Consider the following 25,540-nt stretch of genomic DNA (forward strand, 5'->3'; position numbering starts at 1 on the left):
GTCATGAAGGACGAAATGGATCGGGAGCTGAACGAAACGACAGGGGGACCCGGCGCGCCAGAAGCGACGGGCGCAGACGCGGCGCCTGGCTCAGCGGATGCCGCTGCGGACCGGGAGCTTTCGCTCAAGGTGTTCGTCGTCCTCTCCAAGGCGTACCGCTCCGTGATGGATCCGGCGATTCGCGACATGAAGGGCTACGGCTTGTCGCCTTCCGAGTTCACCGTGCTGGAGGTCCTCTACAATAAAGGACGCATCCCGCTGCAGCAGATCGGCGAGAAGATCCTCGTCACGAGCGGCAGCGTCACCTACAACATCGACAAGCTCGAGAAGAAAGGGCTGCTGCGGCGCATCCCGTCTCCGGATGACCGCCGCGTGACGTTCGCAGAGCTGACGGACGAGGGACGGCAGCTGTTCGATTCGATCTTTCCCTCCCACGCGGAGCATATCCACCGGCTGACCGGCGCGCTCGACACGGAGGAGAAGCGGCAGTTGTCCGAGCTGCTCAAGAAGCTCGGCAAAGGGGCGGAGGCCGGGTAGGAGCGGAAGGGGCGGGCGCAGACGCGCATTCCTGCCCGCCGCGCCGCGCGCATTGCATAATTCGCCGCTTCAGGTCTAATACTTTAACTTTAAGATAATAGGGAGGCATCATTCATGAAGCCTGTGACGAAAGGCATCCACCACATCACCGCGTTCGCGACCGACCCGCAGGGCATCGTCGACTTCTATGCCGGCGTGCTCGGGCTGCGGATGGTCAAAAAGACGATCAACTTCGACGCGCCGGAAGTATACCATCTGTACTTCGGCGACGAGGGCGGCTCGCCGGGCACGATCCTGACGTTCTTCCCGCATCCGGGCTCGCGCAAGGGCCGGATCGGCGGCGGCCAGGTCGGCATCACGACGCTCAGCGTCCCGGTCGGCGCGCTGCCGTACTGGGAGGAGCGGCTGGCCGGCTTCGGCGTCGAGGCGCGGCGGACCGAGCGCTTCGGCGAGACGTTCCTGCAGTTCGCGGACCGCGAAGGCATGCGGCTGGAAATCGTCGAGCGCGAGGAAGGCCCGCTGAATACATGGGGCTTCGCGGACATTCCGGCGGATCGCGCGATCAAGGGCTTCGGCGGCGCCGTGCTCTACAGCACGGACAGCGCAGGCACCCGGCGCACGCTCGTCGGCACGCTCGGCCTGACGCCGGACGGCGAGCAGGACGGCTATGCCCGCTTCCGCGGCGAAGGCGAGCTCGGCAACGTCATCGACGTGCCGGTCGGAGACATGGACTGGGGCAATGGCGGCGCGGGCACGGTCCACCACATCGCCTGGCGCGCCAAGGATTTCGACGAGCATGAGGAGTGGCGCAAAGCCGCGGCGGCAGCGGGCTTCCAGCCGACTCCGGTCATCGACCGCCAGTATTTCAACGCCGTGTACTTCCGCGAGAGCGGGGGCATCCTGTTCGAGATCGCGACGGATCCTCCCGGCTTCGCGGTCGACGAGCCGGCCGAGGAGATGGGCGCCAAGCTGATGCTGCCGTCCTGGTACGAGCCGCATCGCCAGCAGATCGAGGACGGCTTGCTGCCGATCGAGGTCCGCAAGCTGAAGGAGGGACAACAATGAGCCTGGACATGATCCACGTTTACCAAGAAGGCAAAAACCCGGCGGCTCCGACGCTCGTGCTGCTGCATGGCACGGGCGGCAACGAGCATGATCTGCTCGGCCTCGGCGCGATGATCTCGCCCGATTCGGCGCTGCTGTCCGTTCGGGGCAAGGTGCTCGAGAACGGCATGCCCCGCTTTTTCCGCCGGCTGGCGGAAGGCGTCTTCGACGAGGAGGATCTCGTGCTGCGCACCGGCGAGCTCCATGCGTTCCTGGATGCGGCGGCGGCCGAATACGGCCTCGACCGGAGCAATATGGTCGCGGTCGGCTACTCCAACGGCGCGAACATCGCGGCGAGCCTGATCTTTCATGAGCAGGAGTCGTTCCGCGGCGCGGCGCTGCATCACCCGATGGTGCCCCGGCGCGGCCTGCAGCTGCCGGCGCTCGGCGGCATGCCGGTATTCATCGGAGCGGGAGCGAACGACCGCATCTGCCCGCCGCATGAGACGGAGGAGCTGACGGAGCTGCTGCGCGGAGCGGGCGCCGAGGTCGAGGTGCATTGGGAAAACTACGGCCACCAGCTGACGGGCACGGAAGCCCGGGCGGCGGCGGAATGGTTCAAGCGGACGTTCGGCCAGGCGGGACAGAACTGAGCGGAGGAGGAAACGACAATGGCGGCAAACGGACTTAAAGGCATCCACCACGTCTCGGCCATGACGGCCCGAGCGGCGAACAACTACGATTTCTACACGCAGGTCATGGGCATGCGGCTCGTCAAGAAGACGGTCAACCAGGACGACACGAGCATGTACCATCTGTTCTACGGCGATGAAAAAGGCAATCCCGGCACGGAGCTGACCTTCTTCGAGCTCCCGATGATGGGGCGCAACCGGGACGGCGTCTCCAGCATCTCGACGACGTCGCTGCGCATCCCGACCGACGCCTCGATCGGCTGGTGGATCGACCGCTTCGACCGGCTCGGCGTCGAGCATGACGAGCCGCAGGAGCGCGACGGGAAGCTGACGCTCGACTTTCGCGATCCGGAAGGGCAGCGCATGCGGCTGGTCTCCGACGAGCGCAACGTCGGCGTGCCGGCCGGCGTCGCCTGGGAAGGCGGCCCGGTGCCGCCGGAGCACGGCGTGCTCGGGCTCGGCCCGGTGCGGCTCACCGTGGCGGACGCAGAGCCGACGCTGCGGGTGCTGACGGAGCTGATGGGCTTCCGCCGCAAAAGCGCCTATCCGGCCGACGTGCCGGGACAGCCGGACATCGTCGTCGTCGAGGTCGCCGAGGGCGGCAGCGGCGCCGAGGTGCATGTCGAGGAGCGCCACGACCTCGACCGCGAGCGGCTCGGCCGCGGCGGCGTGCACCATGTCGCGTTCCGCGTCGAGGACGAAGAGGCGCTGCGCGAGTGGGTGGAGCGCATCGGGCAGGCGGGCTTCGGCAACTCGGGCTATGTGGACCGGTATTACTTCCGGTCGCTGTACTTCCGCGAGCCCAGCGGCATCCTGTTCGAGCTGGCGACCGACGGTCCCGGCTTCGACACCGACGAGCCGCTGGACAGCCTCGGCGAGGCGCTGGCGCTGCCCCCGTTCCTCGAGCCGAAGCGCGAGGCGATCGAGGCGAGGCTGAAGCCGCTGTCGACGGCGAAGGGCTGAAGAGTCGGGAATGAAAAAGAAGCGTCTTCCGAGGAAGGCGCTTTTTTTGTTGCTGCCTGTCGGGCTGGTTCTACCGTCAACCCGTGTACTCCCTGCCGCTATCTATGTATTCTTTTACAAAGAGCAAAGCGTCTCGCAAAGTTCTGACCGTCCAGTTTTCTCTCCGTTTCCTTCGATCAGCGGGATCATAGTGATGATGATGAGGTTCGGTCTCAGTTCGGTATTCCTCAGGTGTCCCGGGCGCGTCATGCGGCTCGTTTCCCCAGGAAGAGATATGAGTGGCCTGAATGCCGCCTTTAGGCAGGATGCGTTTCCATTGATAGTCCTATTTTTCTACGCAGCCCTGATCGTCGTATTTTTCATAAGCCCTCAGTCCGGTAATTCCATGAATGGGATGTTCCTTTAAGGGAAAAACGACTTCGAGCCGTTTACGGTCCATCCTAAAATCGGCATAGATGGACTCTCTGTCCTGAAATCTTTCATACGTTTGAAAAAGATCATGGAACTCTTCAAGAAGCTCCGGAATATCTGCAGGGAATAGGAGCGAGGGAGCATTCGTTTTCCTCACTTGCCCCCTCCTGTGTCTTTTAAAATTTCAGTTATTTCTTCCGTTAGATCCTTCCATCGGTAATAGTCGGTCGGATCATCCATTTCATCTCCGTCATATTCAGCAAAAGCTTCGTGAACCGTTGCCGCCCCATAACGAATTTGGTACTCCGCAATTTCTTTGTAAATTTCTCCCAATCGTTCGGCAGGCTTTTGATGAAGGCGCTTTTTCTTTTGTCCGATCAATTGCATGAGAACGCCATAAACAGGATCCTTCAGCAACTCCACGGCATGTTTAGGGATTTTATTTTGAGATCCGTTATCCAAACATTCCAGTCCCTGTTTGATGTACTTGTGCAGCGTGACGGTCGATATGCCAAGCGCTTCTGCTGCTTCAGATGGCTTCATCAAGTAGCTTTTCTGGTAGGAGAACTCGATGAAATCGCCGCCCAGTTCGTAATACCAAAGTTCAAAGTCGATCTTCAGTTTGCCGAAATCCATGTCGGAAGCAGGCAGATCCAACTGGTACAGGCGATCCAGCCACTTGAACAATTTATTTTTATGGGTGGAGGAGAATAAATGACTTGTCGAAAACAAAAACGGCTTGATGGAAATGCCAACTAGCTGTTCAGGAAACAACGTGGATAAGCTGGCAAGCAGTTTCGTGAAAACATAATCCGTTTCTTTTTCCAACAGAACTGGATTTTGTTCATGATAGGCCATTTCGATTTGTTCTTGAGCATAATCAAAGACAGCCCTGCTCATATGCATCAGCTCCTTCATCTCCTTCCATTTTACTTCATTTGTTTGTGATTTTTCAATATCCATAATAAACGTTATATGCAAAACGACAACTTAAAATACCTCCAAAAAAATCCCCTCGAATCGAGGCGATCGAGGCGATCGAGGCGAAGCTGAAGCCGCTGCCGACAGCGAAGGGCTGAAGGGTCGGGAATGAAAAAGAAGCGTCTTCCTCGGAAGGCGCTTCTTTTTTAATTGATGCTGATGAAGGAAGGGATGTGAAAAGGTTGAATCCGCTTATTACGGGAGTTTTATTTCGAGCATACAGTCTTTGAATCGTACTCTGGCAGCTCGTCAGATTCAAGCTTTTGTCCATGATCCTCCAAAAGAGTACAGGAGTTCAAACGACTTTATAAATCAAATTCAAATGCAATAAGCATTGAAGCATATGGAATCCTAGCGGAATAGCCTTTGAATAGTCTTGAACGAGTGGGGAAACTCGCGCTTTAAGGAGTTTTTAACGAAAACGTTCATCCCGACAGGGTAGAGTCGTCCGTTTCCGCTCGGCGGCGCATCGCGGATGGCGCCGTCATCTTCTGTTCTACGCTTCGAGCGAGCTTGATCGCGCCTTGATCGATGTGCTTCATGTAAAAATGCGACAGGATGAACAAGGGCGGCATAGAAGCCGCGAACGTAATCGCATAGGCGATGTTGTAGCCGAAGTGGGCCATCGCCTTGCTGAACACGTACGCGGAAAACGTCGTCAGGACCGTGAAATGGACGAGGTAGAGCGAAAAGGACACTTTTCCTAAATAAGCGAACGGTCTCCATGCCAAAAGAAGCTGCAGCGGCTTCAGCCGCTGCAGGGCAAACAGGATCATGGCCGCGCCTGCGGTGCGAGCGAGCAGCCGGGAATTCAGGTCGAGCTGAATCCATCCATTGATCAAGGCGGTCGTGGCCGCAATCGGCTCGTACATCGTTCCTTTCAGTGGGATGTAGGGCGCTGAACCGAGATAGATTCCTGCGGCCAGCACGAGCAGGGTCGACCTCGTCCGGCGGATCCATCTGCCACGGAGCAGATCGGCCAGCAGCATTCCCCACAGAAAAGCGACGAAGTAAGTCTGGATGAACGCGAGGGACAGCACCGCATAGACGATCCATCTTCTTTTCGCTCGACCGAAAAGGGCGATGAAGCCGAAAATGAGGAAGGAGCCCAGCAATTCATAGCTCATTGTCCACAGGACGGGATTGTAGGGGTGGCTTTCAAAGCGGAAAAACGGATCAAAGACCGCTGCTTTGATGACGGTGTAAAGATGCTGGTCCAGAGCATAGTAGTCCTTTTTCATGTCCGTCCCAGTCGCTTCCCATATGTCCTGGAGATGAAAAGCATGCGTCATCAAGCCGAGGTAGACAAGGCCTACGGACGCCGCAGCCGGCACGGCAAGACGGAGGTAACGGCGGACGGCACTGGATTGCAGCGATTGGAGAAAAGCTTCCGGATCAAGCTGTCGCTCGAAAAAGCGCACGCTGAGCACGTATCCGCTGAGCACGAAAAACAAGCATACGGCGAATTGGCCGTTGTAAAACAGGTTGAGCGGAGTCTGTCCGTACCCGACATCCCACTGCGAATGGGCCTGCTGCGGATTGCCGCTGAGCGCAGCGGGATAGAATACCTGCATATAGTGCGAAATCACGACGGCAAAGGCCGCCAGTCCGCGCAAGCCATCCAAATAGACGAGCTTGTTGTCTAAAGAAACATCGTTCATGGCGTTCGTTGTCCACCCGGAATGTTTTACCTTACCTTAACACCCGTATTATGGATTTTAAACCCAAATGAGGAAATGCTAATGAATCTTTGTGTGAAACTCTACGGCTTCACGCCCCCGAACACGGCGAGCTCGAACCACTTGAACCAGCAGTCGGCGTGGGCGAAGCCGATCCTCTGCAGCGTCTCGCCCTGCTCGAACGCCGGCTCCAGCCGGTTGTCGGCCTTGTCCCGCGCCGAACGGAATGCCCCCGCCACTTCCTGCAAATCATGCTCCGTCACCTGATCCAGCTTCCAGGACGTGTCCGCCACGCCGCTACTCCGCCGCGGAGGCGGATGGCGCCGCTGCCGCCGCGCCCCCGGTCACAGCGGTGCCTGCCGCTTGCTCCGACGATGCCCCCGCTGCTTGCTCGCTGCCGCCTGCCCCGACGTTGAAGCTGCCGCCGCGTGCTCTGCGACTTGCCCCGTTGCCGCCTGCTCCGCGCCCTCGTTCGCCGCCGCTTGCTCCGCCGTCGTCCCGGCCCCCTCGTCCAGCAGCGCCGCGTTGACCGCGTTCAGGAACGCGCCTGCGCTCGCCTTGATGATGTCGGTGTCCATCGCCCGGCCGGAGTAGGAGCGGCCGCCGACCGCGAGCCGGATGTTGACGCGTCCGATCGCTTCCTTGCCGCGCGACAGGCTGCTGATCTTGTAGTCCTTCAGCTCCGCGTCGATGCCGACGAGCTGGCGCAGCACGGTGTACAGCGCGTCGATCGGGCCGTCGCCGACGGCACTGCCCTTCACCGCCTCGCCGCCCTTGCGCAGCTGCACGGTCGCGGTCGGGTACAGGTCGTTCGTGATGACCTGGAACGAATCGAGCTCGTACAGCTCCTTGCCGCCGCTGCGGGACGCGCCGGACCGGCTGGAGGCGAGGTAATAGACGTCATGGTCGTACACCTCCTTCTTGGTGTCGGCCAGCTCCAGGAACTGCGCGAAAAGCGCCTCGAACTCAGCCCCGTCCGAGGTGTCGAAGCCCATTTTTTCCACCGCATGCTTGAACGCATGCCGGCCGGAGCGGGCGGTCAGCACGAGCTCCATGCTGTCCGCGCCGACGTCCTCGGGCGACATGATCTCGTACACGTTCTTGTCCTTGAGCAGGCCGTCCTGGTGGATGCCGGAGGAGTGGGCAAAGGCGTTCTCCCCGGTGATCGCCTTGTTGACCTGCACGTCGAGGCCGGTCAGATGGGTGAGCAGGCGCGAGCTGCGGATCAGCTCCTTCGTGTTGATGCTCGTCTGCGCCCGGTAGAAGCTCTCCCGCACCTTCAGCCCCATGACGACCTCCTCCAGCGAGGTGTTGCCGGCGCGCTCGCCGAGTCCGTTGATCGTCACCTCGACCTTGTCGGCGCCGCCGCGGATCGCGCTCAGCGTGTTGGCCGTCGCCAGGCCGAGGTCGTTGTGGCAATGCACGCTCAGCACGACGCGATCGTCGAGGTTTTTGAGCCGCTCGTTGATGCGGCGGATCAGGTCGCCGAACTCCTCCGGCACGGCGAAGCCGACCGTATCCGGCACGTTGATCATCGTCGCGCCGGCCTTCACGACCGCCTCGATCGTCGCCCACAGGTACTCGAATTCCGAGCGCGAGGCGTCCTCGGTCGAATACTGCACGGCAGGCAGCAGCGTCTTGGCGTAGCGCACGGCGTCGACGCCCATCTGCAGCACGGCTTCCTTGGAGCGGCTGAACTTCTTCTCGACATGGATGTTCGACGTGCCGAGCACGATATGGATGAGCGGGTCCTGCGCGAGCTTGATGCTCTCGTAGACGGCGTCGATGTCGCTCTTGACGGCGCGTCCGAGCGCGGTGATCGAGACGGAGTCGCCGACGCTGCGCGCGATCGCCTGCACCGCCTCGAAGTCGCCCTGCGACGAAGCGGGGAAGCCCGCCTCGATGATGTCGACGCCGAGCCGCTTCAGCTGCTGGGCCATCTCGATTTTTTGCGGCATGTTGAGCTTCGCTCCCGGCACCTGTTCTCCGTCGCGCAGCGTCGTATCCAGTACGATGATGTTGCGGTTCATCCTCGTCATCTCCTTAGGGTTCGGTTGGGTGGAAAGGCCGTGTATGTGAAGCGGGGCCGGAAGGACCCGGAATCCTTCCGGCAGCATGCGTCCAAGGCTTCCGTCCTGACGGACGAGCCGGCGCAATTCTCGCGCCTCGCGGCGGTGAGCGGGGGGCTCAGGAGCCCCGCCGATCACCGCCGGAACGCAAAAAGCCCCGCCTCTACGCATAGAGGCGGGGCATAACCCGCGGTACCACTCTAATTCATGCCTGAACGCAGGCATGATCTTGTTCGATGGCCATCACCATCTATCCCTGTAACGGTGGAATTCCGGCTGGCCCTACGTTGTCAGGCAGCAGTTCATAGAGGAGTTCGGACGGAGCGCTCCTGCCGCCTCGCACCACCCGGCGGCTCTCTGAAAGGTCGATTCCATCCTACTGGTTCTAATCATGACTTTTGAAGGTATGAAGCAAAGCTTGAATTAGGGAAGAGTATAGGCCATCGGTTCGAAGGTTGTCAAGCAGGGGGGAAAGAGGCGGCTCCCGCCAGGCGGAGAAGTGCGGAGAAGTGCGGAGAAGTGCGGAGAAGTGCGGAGAAGTGCGGAGAAGTGCGGAGAAGTGCGGAGAAGAGACAGCTCTGGCCTAGGCCGGACCGAGGCGCGGATTTGGCGGAATGCCTCCAGCCAAGCCGCCCGGCTAGGCGGCCGTCAGTCGGCGCGCTCCAAGGTTCGGTCATAGTTGTCCCGGGCCTGCACCACCTCGCCGTGATGAGCCGAAGCCCACCGCTTCAGCTCGCGCAGCGGTCCGATCAGCGACTGGCCGAGCGGCGTCAGCTCGCGATGGACAAGGCCGTCCCTCTCCAGCTGGCGCAGCGTCTGGGTCTGCATTTTTTTGGAGATGCCCTCGATGCGCCGCCCCATCTCGCCGAAGCGCACGGGGCCGTCTTCCAGCGCGTACAGGATCAGCGCGCTCCATTTGCTCGAGACGATGTCCAGGAACTTGGTGTAGTCGCAGCGGTCGGGCGAGATGTCGGGCTTTCGCTTGGCGGCCAGCCCGGATGTTTCGGCATTGCTCATCGATCCAACGCCTCCCAGGTCACATTGGGGTAACCCGTGCACGACAAAGTGCCTTCTACCCCGAGTATAGCCGATCTGCTAGCATGAAGGCCATACCCGAGAACGCAACTCGGGAATAGGAGGCGTTCCGCCGGCGGCTGGACGGAGAGAGGAAGCGTGAGCAGGATGACGATGAAGGCGCTGCAGCTGCAAGGGAAGCTTGGGATGGAGGGAGTGAGCCTGGCGAGCCGGTCGATTCCGGAGCCGGGGCCAGGGGAAGCGCTGGTTCGCATCCGGGCCGTGTCGCTCAATGCGCGGGATGCCGGATTCATCGAGGGGGTATACGGCTGGGATCTGGCGCAGCCGCTCGTGCTCGGCTCCGACGCTGTCGGGGAGATCATGCGGCTCGGACCCGGAACGAGCCGGTTCGCGGTCGGCGAGCGGGTCAGCGGCATCTTTTTCCAGGAGTGGATCTCCGGCGAGGTGACGGTGGAAAGCCGGGCCAGCTCGCTCGGAGGCCCGCTGGACGGAGTGTTCTCGGAATACCGGGTATTCCCGGAGCAATCGCTCGTCGCCGTGCCGGCGTATCTGAGCGATGCCGAGGCGGCCGCTCTCCCGTGCGCGGCGGTGACCGCCAGGCAGGCGATCGTGGAGGAGGGGCGGGTGAAGGCTGGCGATACCGTCGTCGTGCAGGGCACGGGCGGCGTGGCCGTGTTCGCGCTGCAGCTCGCCAAGCTGCAAGGCGCGCGCGTCATCGTGCTGTCGAGCCGCGAGGACAAGCTGCAGCGGGCGCGGGAGCTGGGAGCCGACGAGGGCATCAACTACCGGGAGCACCCGGAGTGGGAACGCGAGGTGCTGCGCCTGACCGGCGGACGCGGAGCGGACCATGTGCTGGACGTCGGCGGCGCGGACACGCTGAACCGTTCGGTGGAGTCGCTGCGCCAAGGCGGACGCATCAGCCTCGTCGGACTGCTGTCGGGCGGCGCGGTCGAGGGCTTCCGCATCGTGCCGGCGATCCAGCACCGGGCGCGCCTGCAAGCGGTCAGCGTCGGCAGCCGGGACATGTTCGAGGCGATGATCCGCGCGCTGGAGCAGCATCGCCTGCGGCCGGCCATCGACCGCGTCTACCCGCTGGAGCGGTATGAGGAGGCTTTCGCGCGGCTCACGGCAGGCGAGCATGTCGGCAAGATCGTGCTGGAGCAGCATCGCCTGCGGCCGCTGCCGTCGACCGCAGCCTCTGAGGCAGACAAGGCTGCGAAAAAAGCAACTAAAAAGCTTCTGCGAAGAAAAATTGCTCTACCTTAAATGGATAGTTTGTGCTAGCCTCCCATTTCATTAGCGAAGACAAAAAAGTTGTCTTAATAAATGTCGAAAAATGTAGGAAAACCGATGATATAGCCTCTAAGTCACAAAGTCTACCGAGACTAACTTACCATTTTAAGAAATATACGTTTACAAGAAAAGGGTTATATTATAATATTTATTTATTCGGTGTTTAAAAATTAAAAACCAGAAATAACATGAATTAAAAATGGAGGTATTTGTTTGAAGAAAAAAACATTAACAATTTCCTTATCACTACTCCTTGCATTAAGTATTAATTTTAGTGGACAGACTGCCAGTGCCAATTCAAAGGGTTTTAAATATCAGCTTACTCCTGAGAATAAAATTGAATGGTCCAAATTAAAAACGAAAAGAGAGATGGTTGAGGCCTCTAAAATTTCAAGCACAGAGTTAAATAATATGTCAACTGAAGACCTTATTAAAGCTGTACTAGACTATCCTTTACTTGATTCTACAATTTATCTTTTTAATTCATATGAGCAAGGTCTAAAAGTTTTGGAAAATGAATCTAGTGCTTTTAAGGCTCTACTCGAAAGAAATGATGCTGGTGAAAAACTTTTAGAAGCACTTAATAAAAACTTGGAATTAAAACAAGGGGAATCATTGGATCAATTATCAATAGCAATTCTTTTGAGTGATAAAACTATATGGGGTAAGGTCAGTAATAAACTTGATGCTCAAGAAAAAATGGATAAGTATCTTAGTTCTGAATCAGATGCATCTACTAGGGTAGCGTATACATCAGCAACAGTTCAAACTCCTAAAGGATCTATTGTTCCTGTTATAATAAGAGGTGAGGAGCTAACACTTATTCAAAAATCTGATTTGAATCAATCGGTACAACAGCAATATCCAAATGCTACCTATAGTTCTACATCAACAACTAATTTTAACTGTCACTCTTATGCATGGTACTCTAATAGTACTGGAAATACGTATTGGATGAATGACCCCAGTAAATATATGTCAGATGGAAGTTATTCAAGTTTCTCAAACTTAATTAATGCAGGTATAAACACTAGGGTCTTTTATAATAATGGTGACCACTCTGGAATTGTGTATGAAGCAGCTGGGCCAATAGCAAGTGCTACTTCGTTAAAAATAATTTCAAAATGGGGACAAGGCCCTGTAATGAAACATACAGCAGGATATTCTCCTTATGACTCTAGTACTTTAACAATTTGGAAAAAGAATTAATTTATAAAGCTCAGTATATTTATACTGAGCTTTATAAATTTGTGGAGGTTGTATTAGTATATGATTAGGAAAATGATTATAACTCTTTTATTGTTTGGTATTTCTATAGTTACTTATGGATGTGAAGAGAAAACCTTGGACAGTCAAGTTAAAGGTACTATTGTTATAAAAAACAATGAAAATATATTAAGATATTTATCTAGTAATACAAAGAGTTTTGATTATGAAAATATATATTCTTTAAAGGAATTAATGAAACAGGATAAAGAGAATATACCTTATATTAAAATAGGAGAGATGATTACAATTGAATTTAAAGAAGAGAACCCTGATTCGCTCATTTTATTTGATGATATTCTAAATCAAGACGGGACATTAAAATATAGAGGGTCCCAAAAAACCATCGAATTACAGAAAAAAGGCGAATTATATAGGATTCCAATATTGGAACATTTCGCAACAAACTTAAGCTCAAATATAAGCGATTATAACCAAGGTTCTACGTTTAGAGGATTTAGAGTAATTGGAAAATGGGGGGGAGAACAAAGAGAGATTGCTTTTGTTATTAGAACAGATCCCAAATAAGGATGCTAAAATAGACAAAGCAGGCGGTAACCTGCTTTGTCTTTAATTGATTTTATTGTTTTTGTTCATAGTCTCTAGGTTTAACTTTCCCCCGGCGATCGCCTCCTGCAGCGCGGCGAGCACGCCGTCGAGATGGGCGGTCAGCCGCCGCTCGGCGAGCGAGGCGTCACCGCGCTCGATCGCGTCCAGGATGCCCGCGTGCTCTTCAAGCAGCCGCTCGGCCGTGCCCGGCTCGCGGTAGAAGCGCAGCTCCCGCGTCTGCCGGATCGTCGCCTCGAAGCGGTCCGCGAGCGACTCCATCATGCCGGCGAGCAGCGGGTTGCCGGCCGCGCCGGCGATCGCCATGTGGAACGCGGTGTCCGCGCGCTCCCCGGCCGCCGTGTCGCCGAGCTCCAGCGCCTGGCGCATCTGCGCGAACGCCTCGCGCAGCCGCGCCAGCTCCGGCTCGCCGCGGCGCAAGGCGGCAAGCCGCACCGCGCCGGCCTCGAGCGCGCGCCGCACCTCGAGCAGCTCGGCGAGCGAGCCGGCGCTCTCGAACAGCATGTCCGCGCCGTGGCGGGGGTCGCTCGGCAGCACCGCCTTGACGAACGTGCCGCCGCCATGGCGCACGTCGAGCCAGCCGGTCGCCTTGAGCGCGCTCGTCGCCTCGCGGATCGTGGAGCGGCCGACGCCGTACTGCTCGGCCAGCTCGACGACCGACGGCAGACGCTGCCCCGGCTGCCAGGCGCCGCTCTGGATCTGCTCCAGCATATGGCCCGCGACGAGCTCGTGGTTTTTGGCGGATGTGATCTTCATGCAGCCTCGCCCTCCGAATTCCTCAGAGCGTTTTTGCAAACGCTCCCTAGTCAATGCCAGCATTATAGCATATAATGAGCGACATAAGTCATCTGATGACCTGATGAATAGATCGGGTTGCATAGGAGGAGCGAACATGCTGGAACAATCGCTGCTGGAGCGGCTGCAGGCCATCGTCGGGGAGAAGCATGCGCGTGACGACATGGAGGCGCGTGTCGCCCATTCGTACGACGGGACGCCGATGCTGCAGAGCCTGCCGGACGGGGTCGTGTACCCGGAGACGACGGAGCAGGTGTCGGAGATCATGAAGCTGCTGACGAAGCATCGGGTGCCAGTCGTGACGCGCGGCTCGGGCTCGAACCTGTGCGGGGGGACGGTGCCGTTGCAGGGCGGCGTCGTGCTGGTCATGCATCGCATGAACCGCATCCTCGAGGTCGATCTGGACAATCTGACGGCGACGGTGCAGCCGGGACTCATCACGCAGACGTTCACCGACCATGTCGAGTCGCTCGGGCTGTTCTATCCGCCGGATCCGAGCAGCATGAAGATCTCGACGATCGGGGGCAACATCAGCGAGAACTCCGGCGGCCTGCGCGGGCTGAAGTACGGCACGACCAAGGACTATGTGCTCGGGCTCGAAGCGGTGCTGGCGAGCGGCGAGATCATCCGCACCGGCGGCAAGCTGGTGAAGGACGTCGCCGGCTACGACCTGACCAAGCTGCTCGTCGGCTCGGAGGGGACGCTGGCGATCGTGACGGAAGCGACGCTGAAGCTCGTGCCGCCGCCGGCGGCGAAAAAGACGATGCTCGCGATGTACCGCGACCTGCAGGGTGCGGCCCGCACCGTCTCGCGCATCATCGAGAGCCGGATCATTCCGGCCACGCTGGAAATTCTCGACAACCCGACGATCCGGGTCGTCGACGATTTCGCCAAGCTCGGGCTGCCGCGCGACATGGAGGCGATCCTGCTCATCGAGCAGGACGGCGAGCCGGAGGTCGTCGAGCGCGACATGGAGGCGATCCGCGCGGTCTGCCTCGCCGAGCGGGCCGACCGCGTCGAGGTCGCCGAGACGCGCGAGCACGCGGAGCGCCTGATCGCGGCGCGGCGCAGCGCCTTCACGGCGCTCGCCCGCCTGCGGCCGACGACGATCCTCGAGGATGCGACCGTGCCGCGCTCGCGCATCGCGGACATGGTGCGGCGCATCGGCGAGATCGCGGCCAAGCATGGGGTGAACATCGCGACGTTCGGCCATGCCGGCGACGGCAACCTGCATCCGACGGCGACGACCGACGCGCGCGACGCGGAGGAGGTGCACCGGGTCGAGGAGGCGTTTGCGGAAATTTTTGAAGCGGCGATCTCGATGGGCGGCACGATCACCGGCGAGCACGGCGTCGGCGTCGTGAAGGCGCCGTACCTGGAGTGGAAGGTCGGCGAGAGCGGCATGGCGGTGATGGAGGCCATCAAGGCCGCGTTCGACCCGCTTGGCCTGCTCAACCCCGGCAAGATGTTCGCCAAGGACCGGCGCAAAAGGGTGGTGATCCAGCATGGCTGACCGCATGAGCCTGAAGGAGCGGCTGAAGCCGCGGCGGGCGGCGGCGCTCTCGCTCGGCCTGGGATGGACGTCCGCGCCGGCCGGGCTGGCCGCGCTCGCGCAGGAGCTGCCGGCCGAGCGCCGGCCTTCGGCGTCGGCCTGGATGGCGTCGGCAGGGGGCTCGGCAGCGGACGCCGGCGGCGTCCTGCACGCGGCGCTGCCGGGCACCGGCACGGCGGCGGGCGCTTCGACGGAAGCGGCACCGCACGGCTTGCCAGGCGCGACTCATCCCGGTTCCGGACCGTCGCACGGCTCCGGCTCCGGCTTCGGCAAGCCGCAGATCGAGCATGCCAATCCGCTGGCCCGCACGCTGCTCGCCAAGCTGGATTACGACCAGCTGACGAACTGCATGCGCTGCGGCTTTTGCCTGCCGGCTTGCCCGACGTTCCGCGAGACCGGCATCGAGCCGGAGTCGCCGCGCGGCCGGATCGCGCTCATGAAGGCCGTCGCCGACGGCCTGATGGACCCGGACGAGAGCTTCCGCGCGCAGATGAACCACTGTCTCGGCTGCCGCGCCTGCGAGCCGGCCTGCCCGGCGGACGTGAAGTACGGCCAGCTGATCGAGCAGGCGCGCGACGCGCTGGAGGACCACTCCGACCATAATGTTCCTGTCAAAGGCGTCCGCGCGGCGCTGTTCCGCGGCGTCTTTCCGAAGCGAGGCAGCCTGCGGGCGCTCGGCGGCGCGCTCGCCCTGTACCAGAAGTCGGGGCTGCGCCGCGTCGCGCGCGGCGCCGGCATCATGAAGCTGTTCCCCGCGCCGATCCGCGAGATGGAGGAGATCCTGCCGGATGCCTCTTCACGCGGGGTGATCGAGCGGATCGGCACGTACTTGCCGGCCCAAGGCGAATCGCTCGGGCGGGTGGCGCTGTTCCGCGGCTGCATCATGGATGTGCTGTTCGCCGGCACGAACGTGAATACGGCGGAGCTGCTGGCACAGGCGGGCTATGACGTCGTCATCCCGCGCGAGCAGGCCTGCTGCGGAGCGCTCCATGCGCACAGCGGCGAGCTGGATCAGGCGCGCGGGCTCGCCCGGCGCAATTTGGAGGCGTTCCGCGACGGCGGCATCGAGTGGATCGTCTCCAATGCGGGCGGCTGCGGGGCGCAGCTCGTCGAGTACGGGCATCTGCTGCAGGACGATCCGGATTATGCGGAGCTGGCGCAGGCTTTCGCGGCACGCGTCGTCGACGTCAGCCGGCTGCTCGTCGCCAGCGGCCGCCTGCCGCTGGAAGGTGCGCTGCAGGCGGCAGGCGAGGCCGCCGCTGCGGCGTGGTCGAACTCGGCCTGCGGCGGCGGATGCTCTTCCGCCCTCGGCACGGACCCGGCTGCCGCTGGCGAGACGCGCCCGCCGGTGCGGGTCACGTACCAGGATTCCTGCCATTTGCGCAACGGCATGAAAGGCTCGTCCGAGCCTCGCCAGCTCATCCGCCAGACCGGCGGCGTCGAGTTCGTGGAGATGCGGGAGTCCGACCGCTGCTGCGGCTCGGCGGGCATCTACAACGTGCTGCAGCCGGAGATGGCCGGGCAGCTGCTGGAGCACAAGATGGAGCATGCCGGCGCGACCGGCGCGAGCTACCTGTTGACGAGCAACCCCGGCTGCCTGCTGCAGATGAAGCTCGGCGTGCACAAGCACGGCGATCCGGCGACGATGAAGGTCATGCATGTGGTCGACTTCCTGCATGAGCGGGTCGCGGCCGGAAAGAGCTAGAACGGATAGCGTAGAACCGGGCAAGCGTAGCCAAAAAGCGAAGCCGAAAAAGCGAAGCCGGGAAGGCATAGCCGGAAGGGCATAACCGGAAAGGCATAGCCGGAAAACGAACAGGAATCCGATCTGTCTTTCAGGATCGGGTTCTTTTTCGGCATTCGATTCCAAGCCTTGGTATCGCGGATCGGGGAGGCCTGGCTGGAATTTATCACGCAAAGAGCGTCTGCGAGCGCACCGGAGTTCTTTTCGCCGCCCATTCGGCTAGACGAGGGATGACGCCGAGGAGGGAATGGCGCGCGTATGTGGTAAATTTACCGCTGGTGGAGGCGCCGAGGCGGAGATGCTCCCTCTGGCTCGCCAGGGCGAGGATTTCTGCGTAGTAGAAAGGGCGAGGCTCCGCGCAAGGCCTGGTGCAGGTCCATGCCAGGTTCATCCAAGCCGCAGCCAAGCTAAGCCCAACTTCCCTGGCCCCATGCCAGGCATAACCAGTCGCCCCTTGACGCCCTCGGGCTTCATGGAGTATCGTAATGCCTAATCAATCCAGCAACAGCGACGACCAAGGCCACCCCGCTCCACCATTCGCCCGCCCAGAAAGGAAGCTCCCGGCTGAGAGGCTTCCCGTGCGAAGGATCGGACTCCCACCTTGCGAGCTGCAGCTCGTCCTGCCCTTTCCCATGGCGGCGGCGAGCTGCCGGTAGCGGCCGTTATCCGCAAGAGGGCTGACGCTGCCGATGAGGCGGCCGACAGCTGAACCAGGGTGGTACCGCGACGCATTCGTCCCTAGACGAGTGCGTCGCTTTTTGTTTTTAAGCATCCGATCGTCCGGCTAGAAAAATCGTCGCTTCGTCCGCACTGGCAGCACCAGGGAGTCTAAAGTGCCTTGGTTCGCGGAGATCCGGCGCATCGGCTCCACGAGGGAACCGAGAGTGCCTTGATTCGTGGAGATCCGGCGCATCGGCTCCACGAGGGAACCGAGAGTGCCTTGATTCGCGTCGATCCGGCGCACTGGCTCGACGAGGGAGTCGAGAGTGCCTTGGTTCGCGGAGATCCGGCGCACCGGCTCGACGAGGGAGTCGAGAGTGCCTTGGTTCGCGGAGATCCGGCGCATCGGCTCGACGAGGGAGTCGAGAGTGCCTTGGTTCGCGTCGATCCGGCGCACTGGCAGCGCCAGGGAACCGAGAGTGCCTTGATTCGTGGAGATCCGGCGCATCGGCTCGACGAGGGAGTCGAGAGCGCCTTGGCCCCGCGCCGGAGGTTCGAATCGACGGCTAGGACGAATGGCTTCGTTTTAAATTTTTCAAGCTCCCGATGTCTGGCTGCCCATGCATTGCATTTTTATCCATCCCATCCCATAGGAGTGTGAATCCCATGCGTCAAAGTCGAATGCTGCTCCCTACTCTGCGCGAAGCCCCCGGCGACGCGGAAGCGTCCAGCCATGCGCTCATGCAGCGCGCCGGCATGATCCGGCAGCTCGCCGCCGGCGTCTACTCGTACCTGCCGCTCGGGCGGCGCGTGCTGGGCAAGATCGAGCGGATCATCCGCGAGGAAATGGACCGCGCCGGCGCTCAGGAAACGCTTCTGCCCGCGCTGCAGCCGGCCGAGCTGTGGCGGCAGTCCGGCCGCTACGATGTGTACGGCCCCGAGCTGATGCGGCTGCGCGACCGCCACGACCGCGAGTTTGCGCTCGGGCCGACCCACGAGGAGGCCGTGACCGCCCTCGTCGGAGTGGAAGTGTCCAGCTACCGCAAGCTGCCGCTCGCGCTGTACCAGATCCAGACGAAGTTCCGCGACGAGCGCCGCCCCCGCTACGGCCTGCTGCGCGGACGGGAGTTCCTGATGAAGGATGCGTATTCCTTCGACGCGGACCGCGAAGGGCTGGACCGCGCCTACGGCGCGATGCTCGCGGCATATCACCGGATCTTCAGCCGGCTCGGCCTGCGCTACCGCGCCGTCGAGGCGGATGCCGGAGCGATCGGCGGCGACGGGGGCACGCATGAGTTCATGGCGCTGGCGGACATCGGCGAGGATACGATCGTCTCCTGCAGCCGCTGCGAGTACGCCGCCAATCTGGAAAAGGCCGAGGCGCGGCCGGCCGCCCCCGCCGCCGCTTCGTCCCTGACGACGGGCCCCTCGACGCCCGCCGCAGACGACTTCTCCGCAACGGACCCGCCATCTGCCGCGGCCGCTCCCATCGCCGCCGCCGCGGCGCCGGAGCGCGCAGCGACGCCGGATGCCCGGACGATCGCGGAAGTATCCGCTTATCTGGACGTGCCGCCGGCCGGCATCCTCAAGACGCTGCTGTTCGTCGCCGGCGGCACGCCCGTCGCCGTCGTCGTTCGCGGAGATCATGAGATCAACGAGCTCAAGGTGCTGCAGCGGCTGCGGGAGGATGGGCTCGCTCGCGAGGAGGACGCGCTCGAGCTGGCGGATGCCGAGACGGTGCTGCGCGCGACCGGCGCCAAGCCGGGCTTCGCCGGACCGGTCGGCCTCGACGTGCCGATGCTCGTCGATCGGGACGCGGCCGCGCTCGCTTCGGCGGTCGCCGGGGCCGGCGAGGAAGGCTTCCATCTGCTCGGAGTCGTCCCGGGACGGGACTTTCCGCTGAAGCGGACGGGCTCTTTCCGCAACGCGGCCGAGGGCGACGGCTGCCCCCGCTGCGAGGAAGGCCGCCTGACGCTCAGCCGGGGCATCGAGCTCGGCCATGTGTTCAAGCTCGGCACGAAGTACAGCGAGAAGCTGGGCGCGCTCTACCTGGACAAGGCGGGCAAGGAGCGGCCGATCGTCATGGGCTGCTACGGCATCGGCGTCTCGCGCGCGCTCGCCGCCGCGGCGGAGCAGTCGCAGGACGGGCATGGCCTCGTCTGGCCGGATGCGCTCGCTCCTTTTCATGTGCATGTGATGGCGGTGTCCGCGAAGGACGAGGCTCAGCAGGCGCTCGCCGAGCGCCTCTACGATCAGCTCTCCGCCGCCGGCGTGGAGACGCTGCTGGACGACCGGGACGAGCGCCCCGGCGTGAAGTTCAAGGACGCCGATCTGATCGGCATCCCCGTGCGCCTCGTCGTCGGCCGCGATGCCGTGAACGGCGCAGTCGAATACGTCGAGAGAAGCGGCCTCGGCAAGGAGGCCGTGTCCGCCGAGGAGGCGGTCCGGCGCGTGCTGGAGCGCTTCCGGCCGAGCTGAGCGATGCTCCAAAAGCCCATCCGCCACGCGGCGAATGGGCTTTTTAAATGCAGGCGGGCATCAACGACGCAGCTGTGCCGGCGGTTCAGGGAAGCAGCACGATCTTCCCGCTGTGCAGCCGGCTTTCGAGCAGGCGGTGGGCTTCGGCGCCGTCTTTCAAAGGAAACCGGCGGATGTCCGCCAGCCGCAGCCGCCCGCCGCGGATCCACTGGAACAGCTCGCCCGAGCGGGCGACGCGCTCCTCCGCCGTCGTGACGTGGTTCCACAGGTCGCCGCCGGTCAGCGTCTTGGACGTGTCCATGAGCATGCGCGGATCGACAGGCTCCGGATCTCCTCCGGCCATGCCGTAAAAGACGACCGTTCCCCGCGTCCGCACCGCGGCGAAGCTGCTCGGGAGCGTCGAGCCGACGGAGTCGTAGGCGACCGTCACGCCTTGGCCGTCCCGGCTCCACCGGCGCGCCTCGCCGGCCCAGTCCGGGCCGTACAGCAGCGCTTCGTCCGCGCCTGATCGCAGGGCGGTCTCGCGCTTGGCCTCGGAGGACGTCAGGCCGAGCACGCGCGCGCCTTTGGCCGCCGCCATCTGCACGAGCAGCTGGCCGACGCCGCCGGCAGCGGCATGGACGAGCACGTCGTCGCCGGCCGAGACCGCATAGCTGTCCTGCACGAGGTAGTGGGCGGTCAGCCCTTGCAGCAGCAAGGCCGCCGCCTGCTCGCAGGAGATGTCGTCCGGGAGCGGAATGATCCGGTCGACCGGCGCCTTGACCAGCTCGGCGTTGGCGTGGGGGACATCGGCGAACGCGACGCGATCGCCCGGCCGCAGCGCGCCGGCACCTTTTCCCGTCTGCTCGATGACTCCCGCTCCCTCGTAGCCGAGGATGTAGGGCGGCTGCCCGGTCAGATGGTAGGTGCCGCTGCGGCGATAGATGTCCGCGAAGTTCAGGCCGATCGCCTCCATGCGGACGAGCACCTCTCCCTCCCCGATGACAGGATCGGCCAGCTCCTCGTATCGGAGCGTCTCCGGTCCTCCGAAGGCGTGAAAAACCAATGCTTTCATTCGTCGTCTCCCCTTCCCCTATGCGAATCTATATCCTTGGGCTGCGCGTTCTCTCCTTGTAGTATAGTGGACGCTGGCATTCGATGCGAAGGAGGCGAAGGCACCATGGGGGAACATGCCGGACTAGGGCTCGTCGCGGCGCTGTTGGCCGCCGTAGGAGCGGCGATGCTGCTCGCCGCCCGCAAAGGCTCGCGCCTGAACAGCCGCTACGCAGCGGCCGTCGGCGCGGGATTGATCCTGTGCGCGGTGCTGCTGCTGGCGGCCAGCGGCTGGGCGGACGCGGACGAGGCGGCGCATCGGATCGGACACTAAATCAGCGGCGGGCCGATGGGAGGGCGTTGGGAGGACGGTGGGAAGACGGTCAGAGGAAGGTTGGAGGACGTTGGGAGGACGGTGGAAGGATGTATGTAGGCGGTTCGGCGCGCGCCTGCGGGCTGCGGATGGTATACTGGAGGAAGAATTTTCCCTTCCAAGGAGGCTTACCGAACGTGTCCATGACCTTTGATCCGCTCCATCATCCGCATCCTTCCTATCGTCAGCCAGCCTACGCCCGCAGAGGCATGGTCGCGACCTCGCAGCCGCTCGCGGCGCAGGCCGGGCTCGACATCCTGCGCCAAGGCGGCAACGCGATCGACGCCGCCGTCGCGGCCGCGGCCGCGCTGACGGTCGTCGAGCCCTGCTCCAACGGCATCGGGGGCGACGCCTTCGCGCTCGTCTGGACGGGCGGCCGCCTGCACGGCCTCAGCGGCAACGGCCCGGCGCCGGCGTCGATCTCGATCGACGCGCTGCGGGAGCGCGGCCATGAAGCGATGCCCCGCCTCGGCGCCATCCCGGTGACGGTGCCGGGCGCGCCGGCCGCCTGGGCCGAGCTGAGCTCCCGCTTCGGGCGGCTCGGGCTGGACGAGCTGCTGGAGCCGGCGGCGAGCTATGCGGAGCAAGGCTTTCCGGTCTCGCCGGTCGCGGCCTATTATTGGGACCGGGCTTTTCAGTCCTACGGCAAGCAGCTGTCCGCCGAGGACGTCGCCGCCTGGATGGAGACCTTCGCTCCGCATGGCCGCGCGCCGCGGGCCGGCGAGCTGTGGGCTTCGCCGGCGCATGCCGAGACGCTCCGCTCGATCGGACGCAGCGGGGCGCGCAGCTTTTACGAGGGCGAGCTGGCCGAGCGGATCCACGCCTGCATCTGGGAGCGCGGCGGCTTCCTGACCGCGGCCGATCTGGCCGCCTACGCGCCGGAGTGGGTCGACCCGATCCATGTCCGTTATCGCGATTTCGAGGTGTGGGAGATTCCGCCGAGCGGCCAGGGGCTGGTCGCGCTGCAGGCGCTGTCGATTCTGGACGGCTTCGAGTTCCGGCCGGAGGAAAGGCTTGGGGCGGAAGCGATCCATCGGCAGCTCGAAGCGACGAAGCTTGCTTTTGCCGACGGACTGAAGCATCTGACCGATCCGCGCCATATGAAGGTCGCGCCCGAGCAGCTGCTCTCTCCGGAATATGCGGCGCTCCGCCGCGGCCTGATCGGGCCGCAGGCGATGATGCCGGAGCCCGGCCGTCCAGGCGGCAGCGGCACGGTCTATTTGGCGACGGCAGACAACGAGGGCAACATGGTGTCGTTCATCCAGAGCAACTACATGGGCTTCGGCTCGGGCATCGTCGTGCCGGGCACCGGCATCGCGCTGCAGAACCGCGGCGCGGACTTCTCGCTCGTTCCGTCCCATGCGAACGCGCTGCTGGCGGGCAAAAAGACGTACCACACGATCATCCCCGGCTTCCTCACGCGCGGCGGCGGCCAGCCGGTCGGTCCGTTCGGCGTGATGGGCGGTTATATGCAGCCGCAGGGCCATGTGCAGGCGGTCATGAACCTGGTCGACTACAACCTGCATCCGCAGGCGGCGCTCGACGCGCCGCGCTGGCAATGGCACGAGGGGCTCAGCGTCTCGGTCGAGCCGCATTTCCCGGCGGACGTCGCGGAGGCGCTGGAGCGGATGGGCCATGCCGTGCGGCGGGAAGACGGCTTCGGCTCGTTCGGGCGCGGACAGATCATCCTGCGCGATCCGGCGACGGGCGTGCTGTGCGGCGGCACCGACTTCCGCACGGACGGCATCGTCGCGGGCTTCTAGCCGATGCGGCGGCTAGTCGGCCGCTGGCTGCGGCGTCGCGGGGCAGCGCCGGACGGGAGCGATGCCGTTGCCGTGGACGGCAGGGAGCCTGCTGTCGGCGTCGCGGTTTTTGCCGGGGGCTGCTTCTGGTGCATGGTCGAGCCGTTCGAGCGGCTGCCGGGCATCCTGTCGGTCACGTCGGGCTACACGGGCGGCTGGACGGACGACCCGACGTACGAGCGGGTGGCGTCGGAGACGACCGGCCACGCGGAAGCGGTGCGGATCGAGTTCGATCCGCGCCTTTTTCCGTATGAGCGGCTGCTCGACCTGTTCTGGCGGCAGATTGATCCGACGGATGCGGGAGGCCAGTTCCAGGATCGAGGCGCTTCGTATCGGACGGCGATCTTCGTCCAGGACGAGCGGCAGCGCGAGCTGGCGGAGGCTTCGCGGCGGGCGCTGGAGCGGAGCGGGCGCTTCAAGGGACGGATCGCCACGGAGATCGTGGCGGCAGGCCCGTTCTACCCGGCAGAGGACGAGCATCAGCAGTATCATCGGCGGCGCTTCGGCCATTACCGGCTGTATCGCCAGGCCTCGGGGAGGGATGCTTTCCTGCGCCGCCACTGGAAGCGGGAGCGGGACCGCAAGCGGCTGGAAAGCCTGCTGACGGCGGAGCAAAGGCTGACCGCGCTGGAGCGCCGGCCCGAGCCGGCTTATGCCAATGCGTACTGGAGCCAGCCGGAGCAAGGCATCTACGTCGACCTGCTGACGGGCGATCCGCTGTTCGGCACGCCGGATCAATTCGATGCCGGCGACGGATGGCCGGCCTTCCGGCGGCCGCTTCATGACGGCCTGATCGTCCGCGAGGCGGAGCTCGGCTCCGGCCCGCCGCGGACGGCGCTGCTGTCGCGGCTGAGCGGGCTGTTCCTCGGCTATGCGCTGCGGGAAGCGGACGCGACAGGCGGCGGAGGGCATTATCGTGTCTACTCGGCGGCGGTGCGATTCGTGCCCTGCAGCCGGCTGGCGGAGGAAGGCTATGCCGGCCAGCTCGCGCTATGGGAGGAGATGCGTTGACTCGCATGAAGGAGTCGAAAATGCCTTCATGGGGCGGTTGAGTGTGTGGGGATGAATGGAGGGAGTCGAGAGTGCCTTCATCGGGCGGCTTGGGTGCGTGGGGGTGAATGAAGGGAGTCGAGAGTGCCTTCATCGGGCGGTTGAGTGCGTGGGGGTGAATGGAGGGAGTCGAGAGTGCCTTCATCGGGCGCTTGGGTGCGTGGGGATGAATTAAGGGAGTCGAGAGTGCCTTCATCGGGCGGCTTGGGTGCGTGGACTGAATTAAGGGAGTCGAGAGTGCCTTCATGGGGCGGTTGGGTGCGTGGGGATGAATGGAGGGAGTCAAGAGTGCCTTCATCGGGCGTGTCAGGCGCATTGGATGGATTGAAGGAGTCGGAAGTGCCTTCATGAAAGGCAAAGAGGCTGCCCCAGGTCGTTCGAACGACCTGGGACAGCCTCTTTCGTGCGCAGGATGCCGCAGCGCTTCCCGGGAGGAGCCTCAGTCGGCTCCCCCGGGCGTAGCCGCGCTCCGCGAGCGGAGCCGCAGCCCGCAGGGCGCGCCAACAGCCCGCCCGGCGCAGCAACACAGCCCGCCCGGCGCAGCAACACAGCCCGCCCGGCGCGCCACCAGCCGCCCGGCGCGGCCTATAAGGCCTGCTCCTGCAGCTAGCAGCCCCTGCTCAAGCGAAGCCGAGCTGCTGCTGCTGGACTTCGGCATCCATGGCCGAGACGGCCAGGAAAGCCGCATCGAGCTCGCGCGTCGTCACGAGGCGCAGCACGAACTGGCCGAGCTCCTCGAAGCTCATGCGCCGCAGGCTGGCGATGAACTCATCGGTCAGCACAGTGTCGCCGAGCACCTCCTTCACGACTTCAATGACGGTATGTACCCTTGCTGTATGTTCAAGCTCGTCGATCGTTCTCATGGTCGATATCCTCCCGTAGCGAATGGATTGGAATCGGCGGGCCGGCGCGGACACGGCGGCGGATTCCGAGGGCGATTTTTTCCAAGCTTTGGTCGCCTGCTCGATCTTAGCATGACGGAATGCTCCGGCAGACGAGTCTGAAGGAATTATAATCTCGGTTTCATTTTTCTCATCGACAGGACTTTTGCTATACTGGGAAGACCAGACCTAAGAAACGGAGGCATAGGCATGAGCACGGTACCGATGTCGAACGACGAAAGACTAGGCATCCTCAAGGCGATCTCCAACGAGACGAGGCTGAACATCCTGTGCTGGCTGCGAGATGTAGACGGCCAGTTCCCTCTGTCCCCGGAGCAGGTGCGTTCCGAGTTCCCGGGCGGCGTCTGCGTCGGCAGCATCCAGGACAAGTCCGGATTGACGCAGTCGGTCATCTCTTCGTATCTCGCCTCGATGCAAAAGGCCGGCCTGCTGGAGTCGCGCCGCTTCGGACAGTGGACCTATTACCGGCGCAACGAAGCGGCGATCAAGGCGTTCCTCGCCGATCTAGCCGCGGAGCTGCAGGCAACCAAAGAATAAGGGTTGCTCTTGCGTCCATTGATCTATATATTCATGAATATAGAATTACAAAACAGGATGTCTAGGAGGAATTTTTGA

At 62.3% G+C, this 25,540-nt stretch carries 26 protein-coding genes and 1 other annotated feature; of the genes, 14 read left to right on the forward strand and 12 right to left on the reverse strand.

Annotation, left to right across the window (positions count from 1 at the left end; genetic code table 11):
* The first annotated feature begins 3 nt into the window (after positions 1-3).
* From GE073_RS03850 to GE073_RS03865, 4 genes are all read left to right on the forward strand, one after another.
* Positions 4-537, forward strand: coding sequence for a MarR family winged helix-turn-helix transcriptional regulator (locus GE073_RS03850; protein WP_280522975.1), 534 nt, complete (start codon positions 4-6; stop codon positions 535-537).
* Between the two features lie 114 nt (positions 538-651).
* On the forward strand, positions 652-1,602 hold the full coding sequence (locus GE073_RS03855; RefSeq protein ID WP_028600104.1) for a VOC family protein: 951 nt from the start codon (positions 652-654) through the stop codon (positions 1,600-1,602).
* Positions 1,603-1,610: 8 nt separating this feature from the next.
* Positions 1,611-2,234 carry an alpha/beta hydrolase gene (locus GE073_RS03860; protein ID WP_180968524.1) on the forward strand — a complete coding sequence of 208 codons (624 nt, stop codon included), beginning with the start codon at positions 1,611-1,613 and terminating at the stop codon, positions 2,232-2,234.
* An 18-nt stretch (positions 2,235-2,252) separates the two neighbouring features.
* A complete protein-coding gene (locus tag GE073_RS03865) occupies positions 2,253-3,236 on the forward strand; it encodes a ring-cleaving dioxygenase (RefSeq protein WP_101808533.1) in 984 nt (327 codons plus the stop codon).
* A gap of 76 nt (positions 3,237-3,312) precedes the next feature.
* Here the strand turns inward: GE073_RS03865 and GE073_RS25280 are convergent, their stop codons facing one another.
* From GE073_RS25280 to GE073_RS03900, 8 genes are all read right to left on the reverse strand, one after another.
* Positions 3,313-3,543, reverse strand: a complete 231-nt coding sequence (locus GE073_RS25280) for a hypothetical protein (RefSeq protein WP_323744213.1) — start codon at positions 3,541-3,543, stop codon at positions 3,313-3,315.
* Between the two features lie 18 nt (positions 3,544-3,561).
* A complete protein-coding gene (locus GE073_RS25285; protein WP_228551254.1) occupies positions 3,562-3,804 on the reverse strand; it encodes a hypothetical protein in 243 nt (80 codons plus the stop codon).
* Positions 3,801-4,547, reverse strand: coding sequence for a MerR family transcriptional regulator (locus tag GE073_RS03875; RefSeq protein WP_228551255.1), 747 nt, complete (start codon positions 4,545-4,547; stop codon positions 3,801-3,803). The genes GE073_RS25285 and GE073_RS03875 overlap by 4 nt, the downstream gene beginning before the upstream one ends.
* Before the next feature lie 52 nt (positions 4,548-4,599).
* Positions 4,600-4,899: a hypothetical protein gene (locus tag GE073_RS03880; protein WP_146000494.1), complete on the reverse strand. Its 300-nt coding sequence runs from the start codon at positions 4,897-4,899 to the stop codon at positions 4,600-4,602.
* A 154-nt stretch (positions 4,900-5,053) separates the two neighbouring features.
* Complete coding sequence (locus GE073_RS03885; RefSeq protein WP_101808534.1) at positions 5,054-6,289, reverse strand: acyltransferase family protein; 1,236 nt, start codon at positions 6,287-6,289, stop codon at positions 5,054-5,056.
* 101 nt (positions 6,290-6,390) lie between these two features.
* Positions 6,391-6,600 carry a hypothetical protein gene (locus GE073_RS03890; RefSeq protein ID WP_153782793.1) on the reverse strand — a complete coding sequence of 70 codons (210 nt, stop codon included), beginning with the start codon at positions 6,598-6,600 and terminating at the stop codon, positions 6,391-6,393.
* Positions 6,601-6,651: 51 nt separating this feature from the next.
* Complete coding sequence (locus tag GE073_RS03895) at positions 6,652-8,337, reverse strand: 2-isopropylmalate synthase (protein WP_153782794.1); 1,686 nt, start codon at positions 8,335-8,337, stop codon at positions 6,652-6,654.
* A 207-nt stretch (positions 8,338-8,544) separates the two neighbouring features.
* Positions 8,545-8,778: a binding site (T-box leader), on the reverse strand.
* A 246-nt stretch (positions 8,779-9,024) separates the two neighbouring features.
* Entirely contained in the window at positions 9,025-9,393 is a 369-nt protein-coding gene (locus GE073_RS03900) for a winged helix-turn-helix transcriptional regulator (protein ID WP_052333502.1), read from the reverse strand.
* 165 nt (positions 9,394-9,558) lie between these two features.
* On the opposite strand from GE073_RS03900, the gene GE073_RS03905 reads away from it, so the two are divergent.
* From GE073_RS03905 to GE073_RS03915, 3 genes are all read left to right on the forward strand, one after another.
* On the forward strand, positions 9,559-10,677 hold the full coding sequence (locus GE073_RS03905) for a zinc-dependent alcohol dehydrogenase family protein (protein WP_228551803.1): 1,119 nt from the start codon (positions 9,559-9,561) through the stop codon (positions 10,675-10,677).
* 240 nt (positions 10,678-10,917) lie between these two features.
* Positions 10,918-11,913: a hypothetical protein gene (locus tag GE073_RS03910; RefSeq protein WP_127464498.1), complete on the forward strand. Its 996-nt coding sequence runs from the start codon at positions 10,918-10,920 to the stop codon at positions 11,911-11,913.
* A 60-nt stretch (positions 11,914-11,973) separates the two neighbouring features.
* On the forward strand, positions 11,974-12,498 hold the full coding sequence (locus tag GE073_RS03915; protein ID WP_127464499.1) for a hypothetical protein: 525 nt from the start codon (positions 11,974-11,976) through the stop codon (positions 12,496-12,498).
* Positions 12,499-12,540: 42 nt separating this feature from the next.
* On the opposite strand, the gene GE073_RS03920 is transcribed toward GE073_RS03915, so the two are convergent.
* A complete protein-coding gene (locus tag GE073_RS03920) occupies positions 12,541-13,293 on the reverse strand; it encodes a FadR/GntR family transcriptional regulator (RefSeq protein WP_052333503.1) in 753 nt (250 codons plus the stop codon).
* A 136-nt stretch (positions 13,294-13,429) separates the two neighbouring features.
* Between GE073_RS03920 and GE073_RS03925 the strand changes: the two genes are divergently transcribed.
* Positions 13,430-14,845 (forward strand): FAD-linked oxidase C-terminal domain-containing protein, encoded by a 1,416-nt coding sequence (locus tag GE073_RS03925; RefSeq protein WP_028600110.1) that lies wholly within the window; start codon positions 13,430-13,432, stop codon positions 14,843-14,845.
* Positions 14,838-16,589: a (Fe-S)-binding protein gene (locus tag GE073_RS03930; RefSeq protein ID WP_228551256.1), complete on the forward strand. Its 1,752-nt coding sequence runs from the start codon at positions 14,838-14,840 to the stop codon at positions 16,587-16,589. The genes GE073_RS03925 and GE073_RS03930 overlap by 8 nt, the downstream gene beginning before the upstream one ends.
* 823 nt (positions 16,590-17,412) lie before the next feature.
* Here GE073_RS03930 and GE073_RS03935 read toward each other — a convergent pair.
* Positions 17,413-17,796: a hypothetical protein gene (locus tag GE073_RS03935; protein WP_153782795.1), complete on the reverse strand. Its 384-nt coding sequence runs from the start codon at positions 17,794-17,796 to the stop codon at positions 17,413-17,415.
* A gap of 158 nt (positions 17,797-17,954) precedes the next feature.
* Between GE073_RS03935 and GE073_RS03940 the strand changes: the two genes are divergently transcribed.
* Positions 17,955-19,766 carry a proline--tRNA ligase gene (locus GE073_RS03940; protein ID WP_153782796.1) on the forward strand — a complete coding sequence of 604 codons (1,812 nt, stop codon included), beginning with the start codon at positions 17,955-17,957 and terminating at the stop codon, positions 19,764-19,766.
* Between the two features lie 85 nt (positions 19,767-19,851).
* Here the strand turns inward: GE073_RS03940 and GE073_RS03945 are convergent, their stop codons facing one another.
* Positions 19,852-20,820, reverse strand: a complete 969-nt coding sequence (locus GE073_RS03945) for a quinone oxidoreductase family protein (protein ID WP_153782797.1) — start codon at positions 20,818-20,820, stop codon at positions 19,852-19,854.
* Between the two features lie 105 nt (positions 20,821-20,925).
* Between GE073_RS03945 and GE073_RS03950 the strand changes: the two genes are divergently transcribed.
* From GE073_RS03950 to msrA, 3 genes are all read left to right on the forward strand, one after another.
* Positions 20,926-21,132 carry a hypothetical protein gene (locus tag GE073_RS03950; RefSeq protein WP_153782798.1) on the forward strand — a complete coding sequence of 69 codons (207 nt, stop codon included), beginning with the start codon at positions 20,926-20,928 and terminating at the stop codon, positions 21,130-21,132.
* Positions 21,133-21,314: 182 nt separating this feature from the next.
* Positions 21,315-22,934 (forward strand): gamma-glutamyltransferase family protein, encoded by a 1,620-nt coding sequence (locus tag GE073_RS03955; RefSeq protein ID WP_153784653.1) that lies wholly within the window; start codon positions 21,315-21,317, stop codon positions 22,932-22,934.
* 72 nt (positions 22,935-23,006) lie between these two features.
* Positions 23,007-23,984 (forward strand): peptide-methionine (S)-S-oxide reductase MsrA, encoded by a 978-nt coding sequence (gene msrA / locus GE073_RS03960; protein ID WP_228551257.1) that lies wholly within the window; start codon positions 23,007-23,009, stop codon positions 23,982-23,984.
* A gap of 659 nt (positions 23,985-24,643) precedes the next feature.
* On the opposite strand, the gene GE073_RS03965 is transcribed toward msrA, so the two are convergent.
* Entirely contained in the window at positions 24,644-24,886 is a 243-nt protein-coding gene (locus tag GE073_RS03965; RefSeq protein ID WP_127464601.1) for a hypothetical protein, read from the reverse strand.
* Positions 24,887-25,114: 228 nt separating this feature from the next.
* Here GE073_RS03965 and GE073_RS03970 point away from each other — a divergent pair, with 228 nt between their 5' ends.
* Positions 25,115-25,462 (forward strand): ArsR/SmtB family transcription factor, encoded by a 348-nt coding sequence (locus GE073_RS03970; RefSeq protein ID WP_228551258.1) that lies wholly within the window; start codon positions 25,115-25,117, stop codon positions 25,460-25,462.
* Positions 25,463-25,540: the final 78 nt, after the last annotated feature.

It is taken from the genome of Paenibacillus sp. B01 (assembly GCF_009649995.1).
Taxonomy (GTDB): Bacteria; Bacillota; Bacilli; order Paenibacillales; family Paenibacillaceae; genus Paenibacillus_O; species Paenibacillus_O pasadenensis.